General features: G+C 59.8%; 16 protein-coding genes and 1 tRNA gene. 3 read left to right on the top strand and 14 right to left on the bottom strand.

The window, feature by feature from the left end; all coding sequences use genetic code 11:
• Positions 1-122: 122 nt before the first annotated feature.
• On the top strand, positions 123-1229 hold the full coding sequence (locus I5961_RS23720; RefSeq protein ID WP_227233543.1) for a M14 family metallopeptidase: 1107 nt from the start codon (positions 123-125) through the stop codon (positions 1227-1229).
• A gap of 83 nt (positions 1230-1312) precedes the next feature.
• Here I5961_RS23720 and I5961_RS23715 read toward each other — a convergent pair whose 3' ends face one another.
• The 9 genes from I5961_RS23715 to I5961_RS23675 all read right to left on the bottom strand — a co-directional run bounded on the left by I5961_RS23715 (position 1313) and on the right by I5961_RS23675 (position 8914).
• Positions 1313-1567 carry a bacteriocin immunity protein gene (locus I5961_RS23715; protein ID WP_085701818.1) on the bottom strand — a complete coding sequence of 85 codons (255 nt, stop codon included), beginning with the start codon at positions 1565-1567 and terminating at the stop codon, positions 1313-1315.
• Positions 1564-1833 carry a bacteriocin immunity protein gene (locus I5961_RS23710; protein WP_085700907.1) on the bottom strand — a complete coding sequence of 90 codons (270 nt, stop codon included), beginning with the start codon at positions 1831-1833 and terminating at the stop codon, positions 1564-1566. The genes I5961_RS23715 and I5961_RS23710 overlap by 4 nt, the downstream gene beginning before the upstream one ends.
• Positions 1834-1842: 9 nt before the next feature.
• On the bottom strand, positions 1843-3090 hold the full coding sequence (locus I5961_RS23705; protein ID WP_227233542.1) for an S-type pyocin domain-containing protein: 1248 nt from the start codon (positions 3088-3090) through the stop codon (positions 1843-1845).
• Between the two features lie 210 nt (positions 3091-3300).
• A tRNA-Met gene (locus I5961_RS23700) sits at positions 3301-3377 on the bottom strand.
• A gap of 86 nt (positions 3378-3463) precedes the next feature.
• The gene (locus I5961_RS23695; RefSeq protein ID WP_227233541.1) at positions 3464-4918 is read right to left on the bottom strand and encodes an amidase; all 1455 of its coding nucleotides are present in this window, start codon (positions 4916-4918) and stop codon (positions 3464-3466) included.
• A gap of 61 nt (positions 4919-4979) precedes the next feature.
• Positions 4980-6026, bottom strand: coding sequence for an extracellular solute-binding protein (locus tag I5961_RS23690; protein WP_227233539.1), 1047 nt, complete (start codon positions 6024-6026; stop codon positions 4980-4982).
• A gap of 27 nt (positions 6027-6053) precedes the next feature.
• Complete coding sequence (locus I5961_RS23685; protein ID WP_227233538.1) at positions 6054-6860, bottom strand: ABC transporter permease; 807 nt, start codon at positions 6858-6860, stop codon at positions 6054-6056.
• Positions 6860-7780, bottom strand: coding sequence for an ABC transporter permease (locus I5961_RS23680; protein ID WP_085700902.1), 921 nt, complete (start codon positions 7778-7780; stop codon positions 6860-6862). The genes I5961_RS23685 and I5961_RS23680 overlap by 1 nt, the downstream gene beginning before the upstream one ends.
• Positions 7781-7795: 15 nt before the next feature.
• Positions 7796-8914, bottom strand: coding sequence for an ABC transporter ATP-binding protein (locus tag I5961_RS23675; RefSeq protein ID WP_227233537.1), 1119 nt, complete (start codon positions 8912-8914; stop codon positions 7796-7798).
• Between the two features lie 227 nt (positions 8915-9141).
• On the opposite strand from I5961_RS23675, the gene I5961_RS23670 reads away from it, so the two are divergent.
• A complete protein-coding gene (locus I5961_RS23670) occupies positions 9142-10044 on the top strand; it encodes a LysR substrate-binding domain-containing protein (RefSeq protein ID WP_227233535.1) in 903 nt (300 codons plus the stop codon).
• Here the strand turns inward: I5961_RS23670 and I5961_RS23665 are convergent.
• Positions 10037-12094, bottom strand: a complete 2058-nt coding sequence (locus I5961_RS23665) for a methyl-accepting chemotaxis protein (RefSeq protein ID WP_085700899.1) — start codon at positions 12092-12094, stop codon at positions 10037-10039. The genes I5961_RS23670 and I5961_RS23665 overlap by 8 nt on opposite strands.
• Positions 12095-12427: 333 nt before the next feature.
• Here I5961_RS23665 and I5961_RS23660 point away from each other — a divergent pair, with 333 nt between their 5' ends.
• A complete protein-coding gene (locus I5961_RS23660) occupies positions 12428-13645 on the top strand; it encodes an MFS transporter (protein ID WP_085700898.1) in 1218 nt (405 codons plus the stop codon).
• Between the two features lie 63 nt (positions 13646-13708).
• On the opposite strand, the gene ychF is transcribed toward I5961_RS23660, so the two are convergent.
• From ychF to I5961_RS23640, 4 genes are all read right to left on the bottom strand, one after another.
• Positions 13709-14809, bottom strand: coding sequence for a redox-regulated ATPase YchF (ychF, locus tag I5961_RS23655; RefSeq protein ID WP_085684819.1), 1101 nt, complete (start codon positions 14807-14809; stop codon positions 13709-13711).
• A gap of 22 nt (positions 14810-14831) precedes the next feature.
• Entirely contained in the window at positions 14832-15416 is a 585-nt protein-coding gene (pth, locus tag I5961_RS23650) for an aminoacyl-tRNA hydrolase (protein ID WP_007951726.1), read from the bottom strand.
• A gap of 171 nt (positions 15417-15587) precedes the next feature.
• Positions 15588-16190, bottom strand: coding sequence for a 50S ribosomal protein L25/general stress protein Ctc (locus tag I5961_RS23645; protein ID WP_085700896.1), 603 nt, complete (start codon positions 16188-16190; stop codon positions 15588-15590).
• A gap of 141 nt (positions 16191-16331) precedes the next feature.
• Positions 16332-17273, bottom strand: coding sequence for a ribose-phosphate pyrophosphokinase (locus I5961_RS23640; RefSeq protein ID WP_003171603.1), 942 nt, complete (start codon positions 17271-17273; stop codon positions 16332-16334).
• Between the last annotated feature and the right edge of the window lie 33 nt (positions 17274-17306).

Genomic DNA, 17306 nt, shown 5'->3' with positions numbered 1-17306 from the left:
CGGACTGTATCGGCCGACCGTGTACGACGCAAACCGCAGGTATCTTTGTCCTTCATGCCTTGGCGGATTTTCTGTAGGGTCATGGGCAAACGTGAAGCCAGAACAATCAACAAGAGGTCGCCATGCACAACGAGTTTCCGACCCGGCCCAGCTATCGCGAACAGCGCGAGCGCTTTCTGGCCGCCGCGAAGGGGGCGGGCGCAACGCTCTCTTCGTACGCGCATCCGCTCAATGGGCCGTTTGGCGAGTCTTTGAGTACCGATGTCGCGGTACTGGGGGATCCATCGGCCAAGCGGCGCCTGGTGGCGCTCAGCGGCACCCACGGGGTTGAGGGTTATTACGGTTCGGAGTGCCAGATCGACTGGCTCAAGCATTTCACGCAGGAGTCGCTGGCGAAGGATGTCGCGGTGGTGATGATTCACCTGATCAACCCGTGGGGCACGGCATGGCTGCGGCGGGTCAACGAAGACAACATCGACCTCAACCGCAATCATCTGGATTTCAACCGACCGCTTCCGGATAACCAGGCATACGCCACTCTGCATGAAATTTACGCCTGCACCGATTTGAACGGCCCCGAGCGGCAAAAAGCTGATGGCTTGCTTGATGCGCAAATCGCCAAGCATGGCTGGCCGGCCGTCATGTCGATTGTCGAGGGTGGCCAGCACAGTCATCCCGACGGACTGTTTTTTGGCGGACTTGCGCCGAGCTGGTCGAATCGCACGTTGCATTCAATCATCGAGAATCATCTGGCCGGTGCTGAAACCGTGATGTGTTTCGACTTGCACACCGGCGCCGGCGAGTATGGCCATCCGATGCTGCTGACGATCACCCGAGGGCCGTATCCGGCGTTAGCCAAAGCGCAATCGATCTATGGCCCATGGCTCTATACCCTGCACACCGGTGCCGAAACCTTGAGCGAAACCGGTGTTGCGGCGACCGCCACCGGGTACACCTCGCAGGCGCTGCTCGATGCGCTGCCGGGAGTGCAGTTGATGCCGTTTGTGATCGAGTGCGGGACTTACCCGGGGCCGGATGTACATCGCTACTTGCGCGATGATCACTGGCTGCATCTGCACGGCGATCCGCTGGATGCGACCGGGCGGGCGATCAAGTTGAACCTGCTGGAGCAGTTCTATCCGGCGGATCCGGACTGGCGGGCGATGGTGGGATTGCGCACGCGGCAGATATGGGCGAAGGGGCTCAGGGCTTTAGCGGGCGAGGGATAAACAAACGGCTTGCCTTTCGGTAAGCCGCTTTGGCGGCCTGGTGGTGCGCAGCGGTTTTGACTATGAATGCCGGATGGTTACTGCTAGAAGCCAGGCAGTCCGTTGGTAGCGCGCCACTTTTTCACCGTTTCTGTGATGCCTTCGGGAGTGCATTGCGCGCCATCCTTTGGCCAGTAAATCAAGTCAGATCCTGCCGGGTGCTCACTGAGACGTTCAAACTCAAAAATTAGAGGGTCAAGTATTTCATCAGGTCTTGTATTGGCCGCCAGCACGGAGTTCAGAAACTCAATGAACTCGGCTTCCGTGTAGTCAGAAATGGTTTTCTCATAGATCTTCATTTCTTGAATCCTGGCAGCCCGTTTGCTTCACGCCATGTCGCGACTGTGCGGGCTATGCCAGAGGATGACGTGTCAGCACCTGGCTCAGGGTAGTAGATAAGGTCCATCTTGCTCGGATGCCCAACGATCTCGTTGAAGTGCAGCAATAGAATATCTGCACGGTCATCTGTCGGTGCTTTGTCTTCCTTTCTGATCTCGTCAATGAACTCAACGAAGTCTTGTTCGGTGTAATCAGAAAAGTTGTTTTTGATGAAAGGGTCGCTCATGCAGTTACCTCAATCCTGGTGTACTTCGACGTGATTTTTGGGGGTGTGGACTCTGAGGTTGTCAACGTTATAGACCTCGCCGCCTTGAGATATCAGTTCCACATGATGAATTTCGTGAGAGATTCTCTTGCCGACTGCATCAGCTAATCGGGCGCGAGGTGCCTTTCCGTTGCGCATGCGCTCCAGGCTGTCTTCGCTGAGCTGCTCGGCTAGCCTGGTATCTTTTGAGGCTTCGGCCCAGAAGGCGCGCCTGAATGAATCAAAGCTGGAATATTCACGGCCTCTTAGCGAATCGGCAATGCTGGTTGGGATCGGCGCGCCAGATCCCGCCCGGGCATGGTCAAGCCATACACCGGTAACATCCTCCCCAACCCCCGTCACCATCCCCGGCATCAACCTGGCCGGTTTCGAAAACACCACATACAACGACTTCAGTCCGGTCTCCGCCGGAAACACCAGAATGCAATCTTCGGCGGTGATGTCTTCGCCGGGCAGGATTTCTATCTGGCTGTCGGTGTTCGCGGCGATCGGGTGGACGAGGATCGTGCTCAGTGGCTCGCCGTGCTCCGGATAAACCAGCGGCGGCATCGCTCCCAGCGGCCCGCGTTGCGGTGTCCACAGAATGGTGATGCCGTTGAGCTTCGCCTCCATGGCGGTCTTGTCGCTGTTCCACTGGACTTTTACGGTACGTACCGAGTCGTCGTCTGAGGCTCCGGTGTGGATGCCGTAGACCTGCATGACGCCTTCGGCATCGCGTCGGAACTGGAAGCGCACGCGAGTGGTTGCGCGAGACAAGGTGCGTAGTTGATCGTCGGTGTAGAGCGTGCCGTCGCCCATTCGGGTCGGCAGCATCCCGAGGATGAGCATACTGGCCGGGCCGCCGGCGACACGCAGGGCCCAGTTGAGACGCTGCTGCAGGATGCCACCACCGGCCATGCGCCCCAGGGCCAGATCAGCGCCGATTGCCTTCGCTACGTCATGGCTGGCAGCAGGAACACGCATGGCGCCCGCCACCATGACCTTGCCAAAACTTGAGGCGGGCTCGGGTGTCGTGCCGGCATCCGTTCGACACCAGTTATCCGGTGTGCAGGATTTGGCGAAAACCAGATCGTCGCGGGGTTTTGGGGTGGGCCATTCATCTGTTGGAACGTAGAGGGGTTCTGGCTCTTGGGGTGGATTCCAGGTGGCCCACGAGGCACCGCCATTCCAGCGCTTTCGATGCCATTCATCGTCGAAAAGGTATTTGTCCAGGTCCATGACAATTCCCTGTCTTGGGATCGAGACAGGGGAGCTTGTCGGTCAGGCTGAACGGCGATCAATTCGATTCCGGTGCTTGCTCGAACGAAAAATCCTCTTCGTACGTCTTTCGCACCCTGGTCCTACGGAATCTGGTCAGTTCGCCCGGAGGATCGCTTTTCTCGAGGCATAAAAAAACGGCCTACCTTTCGGTAAGCCGTTTTTAGTACTTGGTGGCTACACAGGGACTTGAACCCCGGACCCCAGCATTATGAATGCTATGCTCTAACCAACTGAGCTATGTAGCCAAGTGGCGCGCATTATTCCCCTGAAATGGAAAAGCGTCAAGCGTAAATTTCAAAATTTTTTCTACGCTTTCAACCGTTTATCAAAATCAGGCGTTCAACAGTGGCGAAGGGCAGCGCAGGAACCAGCGACTGGCCTGCTCATACGCGTGCGCCAGTTGCAGAACGGCGAAGTCCGCCTGATGCCGGCCGATGATCTGCAACCCCATCGGCAAACCCCGGGCATTGAAGCCGGCCTGGACGTTCGCCACCGGGCAACCGGATAACGTGCCGGGAATCACCACCTCCATCCAGCGATGATAAGTGTCCATGCTCACTCCCTCGATCGCGGTCGGCCAGGGTTGTGTCTTGTCGAACGGGAAGACCTGCGCGCTGGGCAGCAGCAGATAGTCGTATTGCTCGAACAAGCGTGAGATCGCCCGATACCAGTCGCTGCGCACCACCGAGGCGGCGAACACTTCGCTGGCCGAGAGCTTCAGACCGTTTTCCACTTCCCAGCAGGCTTCCGGTTTCAGCAGCGTCCGTTTTTGCGGATCGGCGTAAGCAGCGCCCAGGGATCCGGCGACCATCCAGTGGCGCAAGGTACGCCAACTGCTCCACAGCTTCTCAGGGGCAAACTCCGGACGCACCGACTCGATATGGCAACCCAGGCTTTCAAAGTCGGCAAAGGTCCTTTCACACAACGCGAGAATGCCGTTCTCCATGGGCAGATACCCGCCGAAATCGCCGAGCCAGCCGATCCTTGTACCGGTGAAGTCGCGTTCCAGCGGCGCGGCAAAGGCCTCACCGGGTTCACTGATCGACAGCGGTGCCCGCGCATCGCCACCGGCCTGCACCGACAGCAGCATCGCGGCATCACGCACACTGCGCGCCATGGGCCCTTCATAGCCGAGTTGATCGAAGAACAGATCGGCGCTGTCATCGAACGGCACGCGGCCCTGAGATGGACGAAAACCGAAGATGTTGTTGAACGCTGCCGGGTTACGCAGCGAGCCCATCATGTCGCTGCCATCGGCCACCGGCACCAGATGCATCGCCAGTGCCGCCGCCGCGCCGCCACTGCTGCCGCCGGCGGTTTTGCTCGGGTCAAAGGCGCAGCCGGTGGCGCCGAACAGCGGGTTGTAGCTCTGCGAACCGAGGCCGAATTCCGGGGTGTTGGTCTTGCCGATGATGATCGCGCCGGCAGCCTTGATCCGCTCGACCATGATCCCGTCACGCTCGGGAATGAAGTGCTTGAACAGCGGTGAGCCCAGCGTGGTGCGGATGCCGCAGGTCAGCGACAGATCCTTGATGGCGTGGGGCAGGCCGTGCATCCAGCCTCGGTACTGGCCCCGGCTCAGTTCTGCGTCACGTGTGTCGGCCTGGGCCAACAGATCCTCCGGCGCCTGCAGACTGATCAGTGCATTGACTGACGAGTTGTACCGGTCGATGTGGGCAAGATAGGTCTGCATCACTTCGCGGCAGGAAACCTGCCGCAGACGGATGCGTTCGGCGAGCTCGATGGCCGGCAACAGGACCAGTTCGCTGATGTTATTGGAGTTCATGACGACGGCGCCCTTCAGACGGCTGGAAAAACGCCCCGGCCTCGTGCCGGGGCGGTAGAAATCAACGCATCAGGTTGGTCCACATACGATCGGCCAGACGGATCGCGCCTTCACCGCAGGTCTTGCTGAACACCACATGGGTGCCCTCGGGAATATGCAGTTCCGGTGCATCCTTGAGGCTCGCATCGAGGAACGGTTCGACGCCTTTGATCGGGCTCTGATGCTTGAGGAAGTTCTGGGTCATCGCCGAGTTTTCCGGCTGGCTGAGAAACGCGATGAACGCCTTGGCATTCGCCGGGTTCTTGCTGCCGGCGGGGATGACCATGTTGTCGACCCAGGCCAGCACTCCTTCTTTCGGATACAGATATTTCAGGCTCGGTTTCATCTCGCGGGCGCGCATGGACGAACCGCCCCAGAACATCGACATATCGATTTCGCCCGAGGCGAGGTTCTCGCGGATTGAGCCGGCCTTGGAGCTGTAGGTCTTGACGAATGGCTTCTGCGCCTTGAGCAACGTGAGGATCTGTTGCATCTGTTTCGGGTCCTCGCTGCACAGAGGAATGTTCAGGTACAGGCTGGCCATGTCGACCATGTCACTGACCGAATCGAACATGTTGATCCGCCCCTGCAACTCGGCCGGCGGCTCATAGAGCACTTTGTAGCTGTCGGCCAGGCCTTTGTAGCGGCCACTGTCGAGCACCACGCTGGTGGTGCCCCAGATGAACGGCACCGAATAGGCGCCTTCCGGATCCCAGGTCGGTTTTTTCAGGTTGTCGACCACACTGGCGTAGTACGGCTCCTTGACCGGATCGAAGCGCTCCAGCAGGTTTTCCTTGATCAGGATCGGAATGAACTGGTGCGAGGGAATCGCCACGTCGTAACCGGCGCCGCCCTGTTTCAGTTTGGCCAGCAGCGTCTCGTTGGAGTCGTAGGAGTCGACGGTGACTTCGATGCCGGTCTGCTTCTGGAATTTGGCGAGAATTTCCGGTGAAAAGTAACCGCTCCAGCTCACCACGTTGAGTTTTTCGGCGGCTTGAACACTCCCGGCCATGACCAGCGGCACAGTCAGAAACAACGAAGTGCCGACGCTTTTTATCCACTTGCTCATGCTATTTCCCCACGGTTCTTGGAAGGTTCAGGCGTTCTTTTTGCCCAGCAGGTAAGAGAGGCTGACAAACAGCACCGAGACGCCCAGGATCAGGGTCGACACGGCGTTGACGTCGGGTGTCACGCCCATGCGCAACAGGCCGAAGATGAAGATCGGCAGCGTTGTGGTGCCGGCCTGGGAGACCATCATCGAGATCACGAAGTTATCCAGCGAGACGATGAAGGCCAGCATCAGCCCGGAGAAAATCCCCGGCATCAGCAACGGCAGGGTGACTTTGCGAAAGGTCCGCCACGGGCCGGCATACAGGTCGGCCGAGGCTTGTTCCAGCGACAGGTCCATGTCGTTGAGCCGAGCCCGGATCGGCAGGTAGGCAAACGGAATGCAGAACACCGTATGGGCGATGATCAGATTGCCGTAGCCGAGCGACAGGCCGATGGTTGAGAACAGCGCGAGCGTGGCGACGCCGACGACGATTTCCGGCAGAACCAGCGGCAGCATGATCGCGCCCATCGACAGTTGCAGGCCCTTGAACTTCGCGCCCCGTGAGGTACCGAGGGCCGCCAGGGTGGCAATCGCCGTGGCGACCATGCTGGCGCACACCGCGATCAGCAGACTGTTGCCGGCCGCCTGGCGCAGCGCCTGATTGGCGAATGCGGCGCGATACCAGTCGAGGCTGAAACCGGTCCATACCGTGGCCGACTGGTTGGCGTTGAACGAGAACACCACCAGCACCACGATCGGCGCGTAGAGGTACAGGTAGAACAGAAAACTGAAACCGCCGAATCTTGGGAAATCCTGTACGCCCAGTCCCTTGCGTTTGAGCAGACCGATCATCACGCACCTCCTTTGGCGATGCGCTGGCGTTCGGCGCGCAAGGCATAGACCGTCAGCACCAGCATCACTGCCGCCATCAGCACCAGCGACAGCGCCGCGCCGAACGGCCAGTTACGGGCATCGCTGAACTGTCGGAAGATCAGGTTGCCGAGCATCATCCGCGTGCCGCCACCGAGCAGTTCCGGGGCGATCATCGCGCCCAGGCACGGCACGAAGGTAAGAATGGCGCCGGCGAGAATTCCCGGTCTGGCGATCGGCAGCACCACTTTGCGCAAGGTGCGCAGGCGTCCGGCATACAGGTCCTGAGCGGCCTCGAGCAGGCGGATATCCATTTTTTCCAGCGTGGCGTAGATGGGCAAAACCACGAAGGGCGCATAGGTATAAACCAGCCCCAGCAACACGGCGCCGTCGGTGTACAGCAACTGCAGCGGCTCATGGATGACGCCCATGCCCATCAGACTGTTGTTGATCACCCCCGTGTTACGCAGCAGCAGAATCCACGCGTAAGTGCGGATCAGCAGGTTGGCCCAGAACGGCACGGTGATCAGAAAGATCAACAGACCGCGCCGATGCGCCGGCTGCATGGCCAGCCACACCGCCACCGGAAACCCGATCAGCAGCGTGATGACGGTGGTCAGGCCGGCGATCCCGACCGAGCGCAGGGCGATGATCAGGTAGGAGTCGGCGAAGGCCAGGCTATCGTCCATTTGCCGTTCGAACAGCAGTGAGGTGTAGGCGTCGCTGCTGAACACCTTGTTCACCCCGCCGTAGGGGTTGGCTTCCATCAGCGAATAACCGATGACGATCAGGATCGGTACTACCAGAAACAGAGCGATGGCGATCAGCGCCGGACTGACACCGAGGAAGCTCTGCAATGCCCGTCGGCGTTCAAGCGTGTTGGTTATGGGTAAGGCGTGCATGACAACTCCTCGGGTTCAATCGTGCAGGACGCTGGCGCTTCCCCGGTCGAACAGCAGACCGGCCTGGCTGCCCACGGCAAAACGCAGGCTCTGATCGACGCAGTTGGGTGTGCGCACTGTGAGGCGCGAACCGTCGCCGAGGCTGACCTGGTATTGCAGGTCGGTGCCCAGATAAATCTGCGCTTGGACCCGGCACGGCAACGCCGCCTCAGTATTGGCAGGCACCAGGTGCAGGCGCTCGGGGCGCACCGACAGGGTGACGCCGGCACCCGGTTGCACGTCGTTGCACGGCTGCGCCGGCAGAGGGTGCCCGGCCGGCCCGGCGAACCACGCCATACCGTCCTCGACGCGAGTGACGCTGGCCTGGATGAAGTTGGTTTCGCCGATGAAGTCGGCCACGAAGCGATTACGCGGCCGTTCGTAGATGTCTTCCGGGCGACCGACTTGCTGCACTTCGCCTTCGGACAGCACGGCGATGCGGTCAGACATGGTCAGCGCTTCTTCCTGGTCGTGGGTGACGAAGATGAAGGTGATGCCGGTCCTGGCCTGGATGGTTTTCAGCTCTTCGCGCATGGCCTGGCGCAACTTGAGATCAAGTGCCGACAGCGGCTCGTCAAGCAACAGGACCTTGGGATGCGGCGCCAGGGCGCGGGCGAGAGCGACGCGCTGCTGCTGGCCGCCGGAAAGTTGCACCGGCTTGCGATGGGCGAAGCGCTCCATCTGCACCAGAGCAAGCATCTCGCGCACGCGCTCGGCGATCTGCGCCTTGGTCAGGACCTTGCCCATCGGGTGCGATTCAAGGCCGAAGGCCAGGTTTTCGGCGATGGTCATGTGCGGGAACAGTGCGTAGTGCTGGAACACCGTGTTGACCGGGCGCTGAAACGGTGGGCGTTCGGCGATGTTTTCGCCGTAGAGCAGGATCTCGCCCTGCGTTGGAAACTCGAACCCGGCAATCATCCGCAGCAGCGTGGTCTTGCCACAGCCGGAGGGCCCGAGGAGAGTGAAGAATTCGTTGTCGCGGATATCCAGATCGATATTTTTCAACGCCACCGGACCGCTGTCCGGATCGCCGTAGACCTTGCGCACCGAGCGGATCGACACCGCCAGCGTTTGCAGCGAATGCAGGGCATTCATGCGTTACCTCCGATTCCCCCATCGCCTGCGATTGCGCTGCAAGTCAGCGAATCTGTCGGGCCATGGATATTATTTTTCTGGGCAGGATCGAGATTGCGTACGGGGTGAAACCAGCTGTCTTTGTTGTTCTGCTGTGGCTCGATTATCGGCGAGGGGTTGCGCGGGGCGAAACTTCAATTTAAACATGGCAGGTGTTAGTTAATTTAATACCGACAGGTGCCAGAAACATGCCCGACCACCGTTTGCCGCCACTCAATGCAGTGCGAGCGTTCGATGCTGCTGCCCGCCTGGGCAGCTATGTCGAGGCCTCGAAAGCCTTGCACGTGACTCAGCCGGCGATTGGCCGGCATGTGAAGTTGCTGGAGGACTGGCTGGGCATTCAGTTGTTCGAACGCACGTCGCGCGGGGTCAACCTGACGCCGGCCGGTGAGAAATACCACCGCAAGATTGCGGCCGCCCTGCAGTTGATCATCGAGGCCGGCAAGGAGGCGCGCCCCAGAGAAGCCGAACGCTGGCTGCGGATCATGGTGGTGCCGGGTTTTGCCAAGCGCTGGCTGATGCCACGCATCGAGGCCATGCGTCACTTGCGCCCGGGGTTGAAGTTCGCCATCGAACCGAACTCGACCTTCACCGAAGTCGATGGCAAAAGCGCCGATCTCGGCATCGTCTACGGTCTCGACGGGCAGTACGCGGACTCCCGTGAAGCATTGATCTGTCCCCGTGTGTTTCCGATCTGCACCCCGCAATATCTGGCAAGCATCGAGCCGCTCAGTGGCCCGGCCGACCTGGTCCGGCACGAGTTGATCCACGTTGATGATGGCGAGTGGTGGAACCTTTGGTTCGCCGCCCATGACCTGGATATTCACCTCAATTCCGACATGCTCTACGTCAACAACGATCACGCGTTATCGGTGGCCGAGAGCGGGCAGGGCATTGCGTTGGCCAATGAGGTGCTGGTCCGCGAAGAGCTCAGGTCCGGCAAACTGGTGCGCGCAGTGGAGGCTCAGGTGAAGCTGGAAAGCTATCGGGTGCTGACGCCGTCCGCCGAGCTGTCGGCGGATGCGGCGTGGTTCATTCAATGGCTCAAGTCTGAACTGGAACAGGACTTTCCCGAAGCGTTGATCAACTGAGCCGGAAGCGTGCGGTGTTGTCACTCAAGGCCTTGCTGCCCTGGCTCAAGGTGTCTGCCGCCAGGTTGACTGCCCGTGCGCCGTCGAGCAGGCGAACCGCCGCCTGATCCACCTGCTGGATATTGCCGCTGACTTCATCGGCGGTGCTGGCCTGTTCTTCGACCGCCGTGGCGATCTGGGCGAGGGTGTCGGTGACGCTTTGCACGGCGCTGGCGATTTCCCCGAGTCGTTCACCAAGTCCGGTGACCGCTTCTGCGTCCGATTGCGCCTGGCCGCACGCAGCCTCCATCAGGCTCACGGCTTCGTTGACCGTGTTGCGCAGACTGTCGACCGTCGCGGCGATCTGCGCCGTGGACGATTGCGTGCGTTGCGACAGGCTGCGCACCTCGTCGGCCACCACGGCAAAACCGCGACCTTGTTCTCCGGCGCGAGCGGCTTCGATGGCGGCGTTGAGCGCCAGCAGATTGGTCTGTTCGGCGACACCGCGAATGGTATCGACCACCAGTTGAATCTGCTGCCCTTGCTCACTGACCCGACCCAGCGCTGCTGCGGTTTCGTTCAGACGCTGATTGAGCTGTTGAATGCTCGCCGTGGTCCGTTGACTGTCACGGCTGCTGTCGGTAGCGATGCGTCGGGTCTGCTGGGCGCTGCCGGAAGCCTGTTCGCAACTCTGCGCCACGCCTTGAGACGTCGCCGCCAATTGCGTGGCTGCTGCGGCAATCTGGCTGATCTGCAATTGCTGTGCTTCGACTTCGCTGAGCGCGCCGCTGGAGTGATCGTTGAGGCTGCGCACCGCGTTGCTCAATTGCGAAGTCTCGTGATCGACGCCCAGCAGGCTGGTGCGCAACTGCACCACGGCCACGTTGAGCGCGGTGCTGATCGAGGCCAGTTCATCACGGCCCACGACAGGCACTTGCAGGCTCAGATTACCGTCACGCAGGGCTTCAGCCAGCAGCGTAATGCCGCTGGCGCTGCGGCGGATCGAGGCTTGCAGGCAGACGAACAGGTACAGCGCCGCCAGCAACAGAACCCCGAAGACCGCCGCGACAACGATGAACTGACGAATCGCCGATCCGTGATAGTCATCCAGCCGCTGATCCAGCGCCACCAGCGATTGCTGGCGCAGCGTGGCGAGGTTGCCGAGCAGAGCATCGAGAGTGCGCTCGAATTCTTCAGGCTTGAGATTGATACTGCCGCCGAACACGCCGTCATCCAGCACTTTCAAACCGGCATCCAGTTGCTTGAGGCTGTCGTGATATTGCCCGGCCCAGCCTTGCAGGGCTGGCGGCAGACGCGACTCCAGCAGATTTGCGGTTTTCACCAGTTGCTCGCGGGCATCGCCGATGCGGCTGCGCAGGTCACGCAGTTGCAGACGGCTTTGCAGGGTGAACTGGCCGGACACCACGGACGCCTGACCGACGGCTGCGAGTCGGCCGACCCGCTCGATCAGATCCGGTGCGTGCTGGGTGGAAATCTGCGTCAGCAGATAGGTTTCCAGCCACGGTGCAAGGATCAGGCGATTGTCCATCGCGATCTGCTCGCGCAAGGCTTGCAGGGCGCTGAGGGCATTGGTGAACCGGTCGTAACCGTCCGGCCACCAACCGACACCGGAAAGGCTTTTCGAGTCCAGACCATCGAGCGCGGCTTGCAGGGCCTGATAGCGAGCCAGGGTTTCGCCTTCCGCGCCTTCGGCTTGCAGGGCATTGCCCAAGTCCACTGTCGCTTGGGCGACAGCGGGTTGTACGCCATCGAACGCAGCCATCGCGGCAAGGGTCGCGGGCGTCGGCTGGCGGTTGGTTTCCGTGGCGCGCCAGCGGGCGGCGCGGTCGCGTTGGGCGGCGAGCAGGTTGTCGAGTGCATCGAGGGCGAGCAATTGCCGCACACCGGCGCGCTCGCCGGCGATCAGATTGAGTTTGTCGCGATAATCCTGGCCGATCATCAACAGGCTGCCGGCCAAAGGCAGGATAAACAGTAGAAACAACAACTGGAATTTACGCGCGAAGCCAAACCGCCCCAGCAATCCGATCCCCGGTGATAAAAAAGCCTGCATGCCTCATGACTCCTCTGGACACCACGCACCATCGGCGTGCATCGCGGTCGTTGCGACCGGGATTGGTGCCCTGCTAAAAGGCCTCGAAAGTTCACCCTTGCCCGCTCTGTAGGCCGGCTCTGTAGCGAAACTTCCCATTCTCGATGCCCTTTGTAAGGGCGCCGCGTTCAAGCGGATAAGCAAGGCAAGATTCAGACCATGGCGTTGCGCTATCACTTGCGGCGCGACGACTGAATAGTTCGTTAGCTGGCTAAGGGGATGGCGCTGGCGCACCGAAAAATGGCACATTGACGCACCTGCCCGCGTGCACCCATCTGCAGTCCGGAAAATTTCATGGCTATCAGCAACGTTCAGACCGCCGCTGCCTCGGCGTCCGCTCCTCCCCAGAGCAGTCCATTGGTGATGCGCATCATCGGCGCGGTCGCGCTGGCGCATTTGATCAACGACCTGATCCAGTCAGTGCTGCCGTCGATCTATCCGCTGCTCAAGGCCAACTATGGCCTGAGCTTCACCCAGGTCGGCCTGATTACTTTGACGTTCCAGCTGACCGCTTCGCTGTTGCAGCCGTGGGTCGGTTATCACACCGACCGGCATCCGAAACCGTGGCTGTTGCCGGCAGGTTCGGTGTGCACGCTGATCGGCATTGTGATGATGTCGATGGTCGGCAGTTTCCCTCTTATCTTGCTGGCGGCGGCGCTGATCGGTATCGGCTCTTCGACCTTTCATCCTGAAGCTTCTCGTATCGCACGGCTGGCGTCGGGTGGGCGTTTCGGTCTGGCGCAATCGACGTTCCAGGTCGGTGGTAATGCCGGTTCGGCGTTCGGTCCGTTGCTCGCCGCGGCGATCATCATTCCCTTTGGGCAAGGCAATGTGGCGTGGTTCGGGCTGTTCGCGGTGTTTGCGTTGTTCGTGCTCTATCGCATCAGCCGCTGGTACGCCCATCACCTGAACCTTTTCAAGCTCAAGGCTGGCCAGGCCGCCACTCATGGACTGTCGAAGGGCAGGGTGATCAGTGCATTGGTGGTGCTCGGGCTGTTGGTGTTCTCCAAGTACTTCTACATGGCCAGCCTGACCAGTTACTTCACTTTCTACCTGATCGAGAAGTTCGACCTGTCGGTGGCCAGTTCCCAGTTGCATCTGTTCCTGTTCCTCGGTGCGGTGGCGGCGGGCACATTCTTCGGCGGGCCGATTGGTGACAAGATCGGGCGCAAGGCAGTGATCTGGTTCTCGATCCTTGGCGTGGCGCCGTTCACGCTGCTGATGCCGCATGTCGACCTGTTCTGGACCAGCGTCCTGAGCGTGGTGATCGGCTTCATCCTCGCTTCGGCGTTCTCGGCGATCGTGGTGTACGCGCAGGAACTGGTGCCGGGCAATGTCGGAATGATTGCCGGGGTGTTCTTCGGTCTGATGTTCGGCTTTGGCGGGATCGGCGCGGCGTTGCTCGGTCATCTGGCGGACATTCACGGCATCGAATACGTGTACTTCCTGTGCTCGTTCCTGCCGCTGTTCGGGGTGCTGGCGATCTTCCTGCCAAGAACCAAAAAGGCCTGACGGGCTGAATTTCAGGCATAAAAAAGCCGCGTATCAAACGCGGCTTTTTCTTGGGTGCAGCTTTTACACGTTGAAGCGGAAGTGCATCACGTCGCCGTCCTTGACGATGTAATCCTTGCCTTCCAGGCGCCACTTACCGGCTTCCTTGGTGCCCGCTTCGCCCTTGTACTGGATGAAGTCGTTGTAGGCGATCACTTCAGCGCGGATGAAGCCTTTTTCGAAGTCGGTGTGGATCACGCCAGCGGCTTGTGGTGCGGTGGCACCGACGCGGACGGTCCAGGCGCGGACCTCTTCGACACCGGCGGTGAAATAGGTCTGCAGGTGCAGCATTTCGTAGCCGGCGCGGATGACGCGGTTCAGGCCAGGCTCTTCCAGGCCCAGGGCCTCGAGGAACATGTCTTTCTCTTCGCCGTCGTCCAGCTCGGCGATTTCCGCTTCGATCTTGTTGCAGACCGGAACGACCATGGCGCCTTCTTCTTCGGCGATGGCCTTGACCACGTCCAGGTGCGGGTTGTTCTCGAAACCGTCTTCAGCGACGTTGGCGATGTACATGACCGGCTTGGTGGTCAGCAGGTGAAAGCCCTTGATGATCGCCTTTTCTTCGGCGCTCATGTTCTTCATCAGGCTGCGTGCAGGCTTGCCTTCGGTGAAGTGCGGGATCAATTGCTCCAGCAGGGCTTTCTGGGCCACTGCGTCCTTGTCACCGCCCTTGGCGTTGCGCGCGACTTTCTGCAGTTGCTTCTCGCAGCTGTCGAGGTCGGCGAAGATCAGTTCCAGGTCGATGATTTCGATGTCGCGCTTCGGGTCGACGCTGTTGGAAACGTGGATCACGTTTTCGTCTTCGAAGCAGCGCACAACGTGAGCGATCGCGTCGGTTTCGCGGATGTTGGCCAGAAATTTGTTGCCCAGGCCTTCACCTTTCGAAGCGCCGGCTACCAGACCCGCGATGTCGACGAACTCCATGGTGGTCGGCAGGATGCGCTTCGGATTGACGATTTCCGCCAGGGCGTTCAGGCGTGGATCGGGCATCGGCACGATGCCGCTGTTCGGCTCGATGGTGCAGAAGGGGAAGTTCTCGGCCGCGATCCCGGATTTGGTCAGGGCGTTGAACAGGGTGGACTTGCCGACGTTAGGCAGGCCGACGATGCCGCAATTGAATCCCATGGTGTTTCCCCTCGGATTAGAGTCAGGCCTTCTGGCTGTGCAGGTTTTTCATCGCGCGGTTCCATTCACCGGCGAGGATATCCGGCAGCACGCCGAGGGCAAAGTCGATGCTGGCATCGAGTTTTTCCTGTTCGGCGCGAGGCGCACGACCCAGGACGAAATTTGAAACCATACTGGCAACGCCCGGGTGGCCGATGCCAAGCCGCAGGCGGTGGAACGTATTCTGATTGCCCAATTGCGCAATGATGTCGCGCAACCCGTTGTGACCGCCATGACCGCCGCCAACCTTGAGCTTGGCGACGCCCGGAGGCAGATCGAGTTCGTCGTGCGCCACCAGGATTTCTTCAGGCTTGATGCGGAAGAAACCGGCGAGTGCCGCCACGGCCTGGCCGCTGCGGTTCATGTAGGTGGTGGGAATCAGCAGACGAACATCCTGACCCTGATGCGAAAAGCGCCCGGTCAGGCCGAAATACTTGCGATCGGCCACGAGATTCACGTTCTGTGCGTGGGCGATGCGCTCAACAAAAAGGGCCCCTGCGTTATGCCGGGTCTGTTCGTATTCAGCGCCTGGATTTCCCAGGCCAACGATCAGTTTGATGGCAGTCACGATAGGGGCCCTTCCTTTGAGTGGTGGATAACATCGCCGCAATCCGTGAAGGCGGCGAAAGTGGACGAAAAATGCTCATTTACCATGGATGTAAACTCCGCGTTCCCGCCCGCTTTCTCGCTACGTTCCAGTCCGCGATGTTACCTGCTCACTCAGGCATGACAGAGTGAATTACTCTGCTGCGCCTTCTTCGGTAGCTTCTGGAGCAACACGTGGAGCGTGGACGTTGGCAACAGCCTTGTCATCGCCGTGTGCCAGAGCAACGAACTCGACACCTTTAGGAGCTTTGAGGTCCGACAGGTGAACGATGGTGCCGATTTCAGCGTCAGCCAGATCGACTTCGATGAACTCAGGCAGATCTTTTGGCAGGCAGGAAACTTCGATCTCGGCAATAACGTGCGAGATTTCGCCGCCTTTCTTCACTGGAGCAGCTTCGTTGATGAAGTGCACAGGAACGATAGCGGTCAGTTTCTGGCCAGCTACAACGCGTACGAAGTCAGCGTGCATCACGTGGCCTTTGGCCGGGTGACGCTGCAGAGCCTTGATGATCACGTTTTGCTTGGTGCCACCAACGTTCAGTTCGATAACGTGGCTGTAGGCAGCTTCGTTTTCGAGCAGTTTGGCAACTTCTTTGGCCAGCATGCTGATGGATTCAGGGGCTTTGTCGCCACCGTAAACAACAGCTGGAACCAGGTTGGCGAGACGACGCAGGCGGCGGCTCGCACCTTTCCCCAGGTCGGAACGCAGTTCAGCATTCAAAGTAAAATCGTTCATTTTGTATCTCCAAAATAGCCATGACCGAGTGGCGTTTGCGACCAGCGCCGAACACGGTATGGGCAAAAAAGCCCCGCCCCGGCAGGAATGCCGGGGCGGGGCGCTTTTCGTCAACGAGACATTTCGAGAAGGGCAGGGCCCTTAACGGAACATCGCGCTGATCGATTCTTCATTGCTGATGCGGCGAACCGCTTCGGCAACAACCGGTGCGATATCCAGTTGACGGATACGTGCACAGGCTTGTGCTGCAGCGGACAGCGGGATGGTGTTAGTGACCACCAGCTCGTCCAGCACGGAATTTTCGATGTTCTCGATGGCCCGACCCGACAGCACAGGGTGTGTGCAGTAGGCAAAGACCTTGGCTGCGCCATGCTCTTTCAGGGCCTTGGCCGCATGGCACAGAGTGCCGGCGGTATCGACCATGTCATCGACCAGGATGCAGGTACGCCCTTCGACATCACCGATGATATGCATCACTTCAGAGTGATTGGCTTTCTCACGGCGTTTGTCGATGATCCCGAGATCCACGCCCAGGGATTTGGCAACGGCACGTGCACGCACGACGCCACCAATGTCCGGGGACACGATCATCAGGTTCTCGAAGCGCTGATCTTCGATGTCATCCACCAGAACCGGGGAGCCGTAGATGTTATCTACCGGAATATCGAAGAAACCCTGAATCTGGTCAGCATGCAGATCAACCGTGAGAACACGGTCGATGCCGACTACGGTGAGCATGTCAGCAACGACTTTCGCGCTGATAGCCACACGTGCGGAACGCGGACGGCGATCCTGACGGGCATAGCCAAAATAAGGAATAACAGCAGTGATACGAGTAGCCGAGGAGCGGCGGAAGGCATCAGCCATCACTACCAGTTCCATCAGGTTGTCGTTGGTCGGAGCGCAAGTCGGCTGAATAATGAAGACGTCTTTACCGCGAACGTTTTCATTGATCTCGGCTGTAATTTCGCCGTCGGAGAATTTACCGACAGAGATGTCACCGAGAGGGATATGCAGCTGACGTACTACACGCCGAGCCAGATCGGGGTTAGCGTTCCCCGTAAAGACCATCATCTTGGACACGCGCAGTACCTGAAGGCTGAGGGTATACCTGGA

This window comes from Pseudomonas sp. IAC-BECa141 (genome assembly GCF_020544405.1).
Classification (GTDB): Bacteria; Pseudomonadota; Gammaproteobacteria; order Pseudomonadales; family Pseudomonadaceae; genus Aquipseudomonas.
This window is presented reverse-complemented; position numbering and strand designations above follow the sequence as displayed.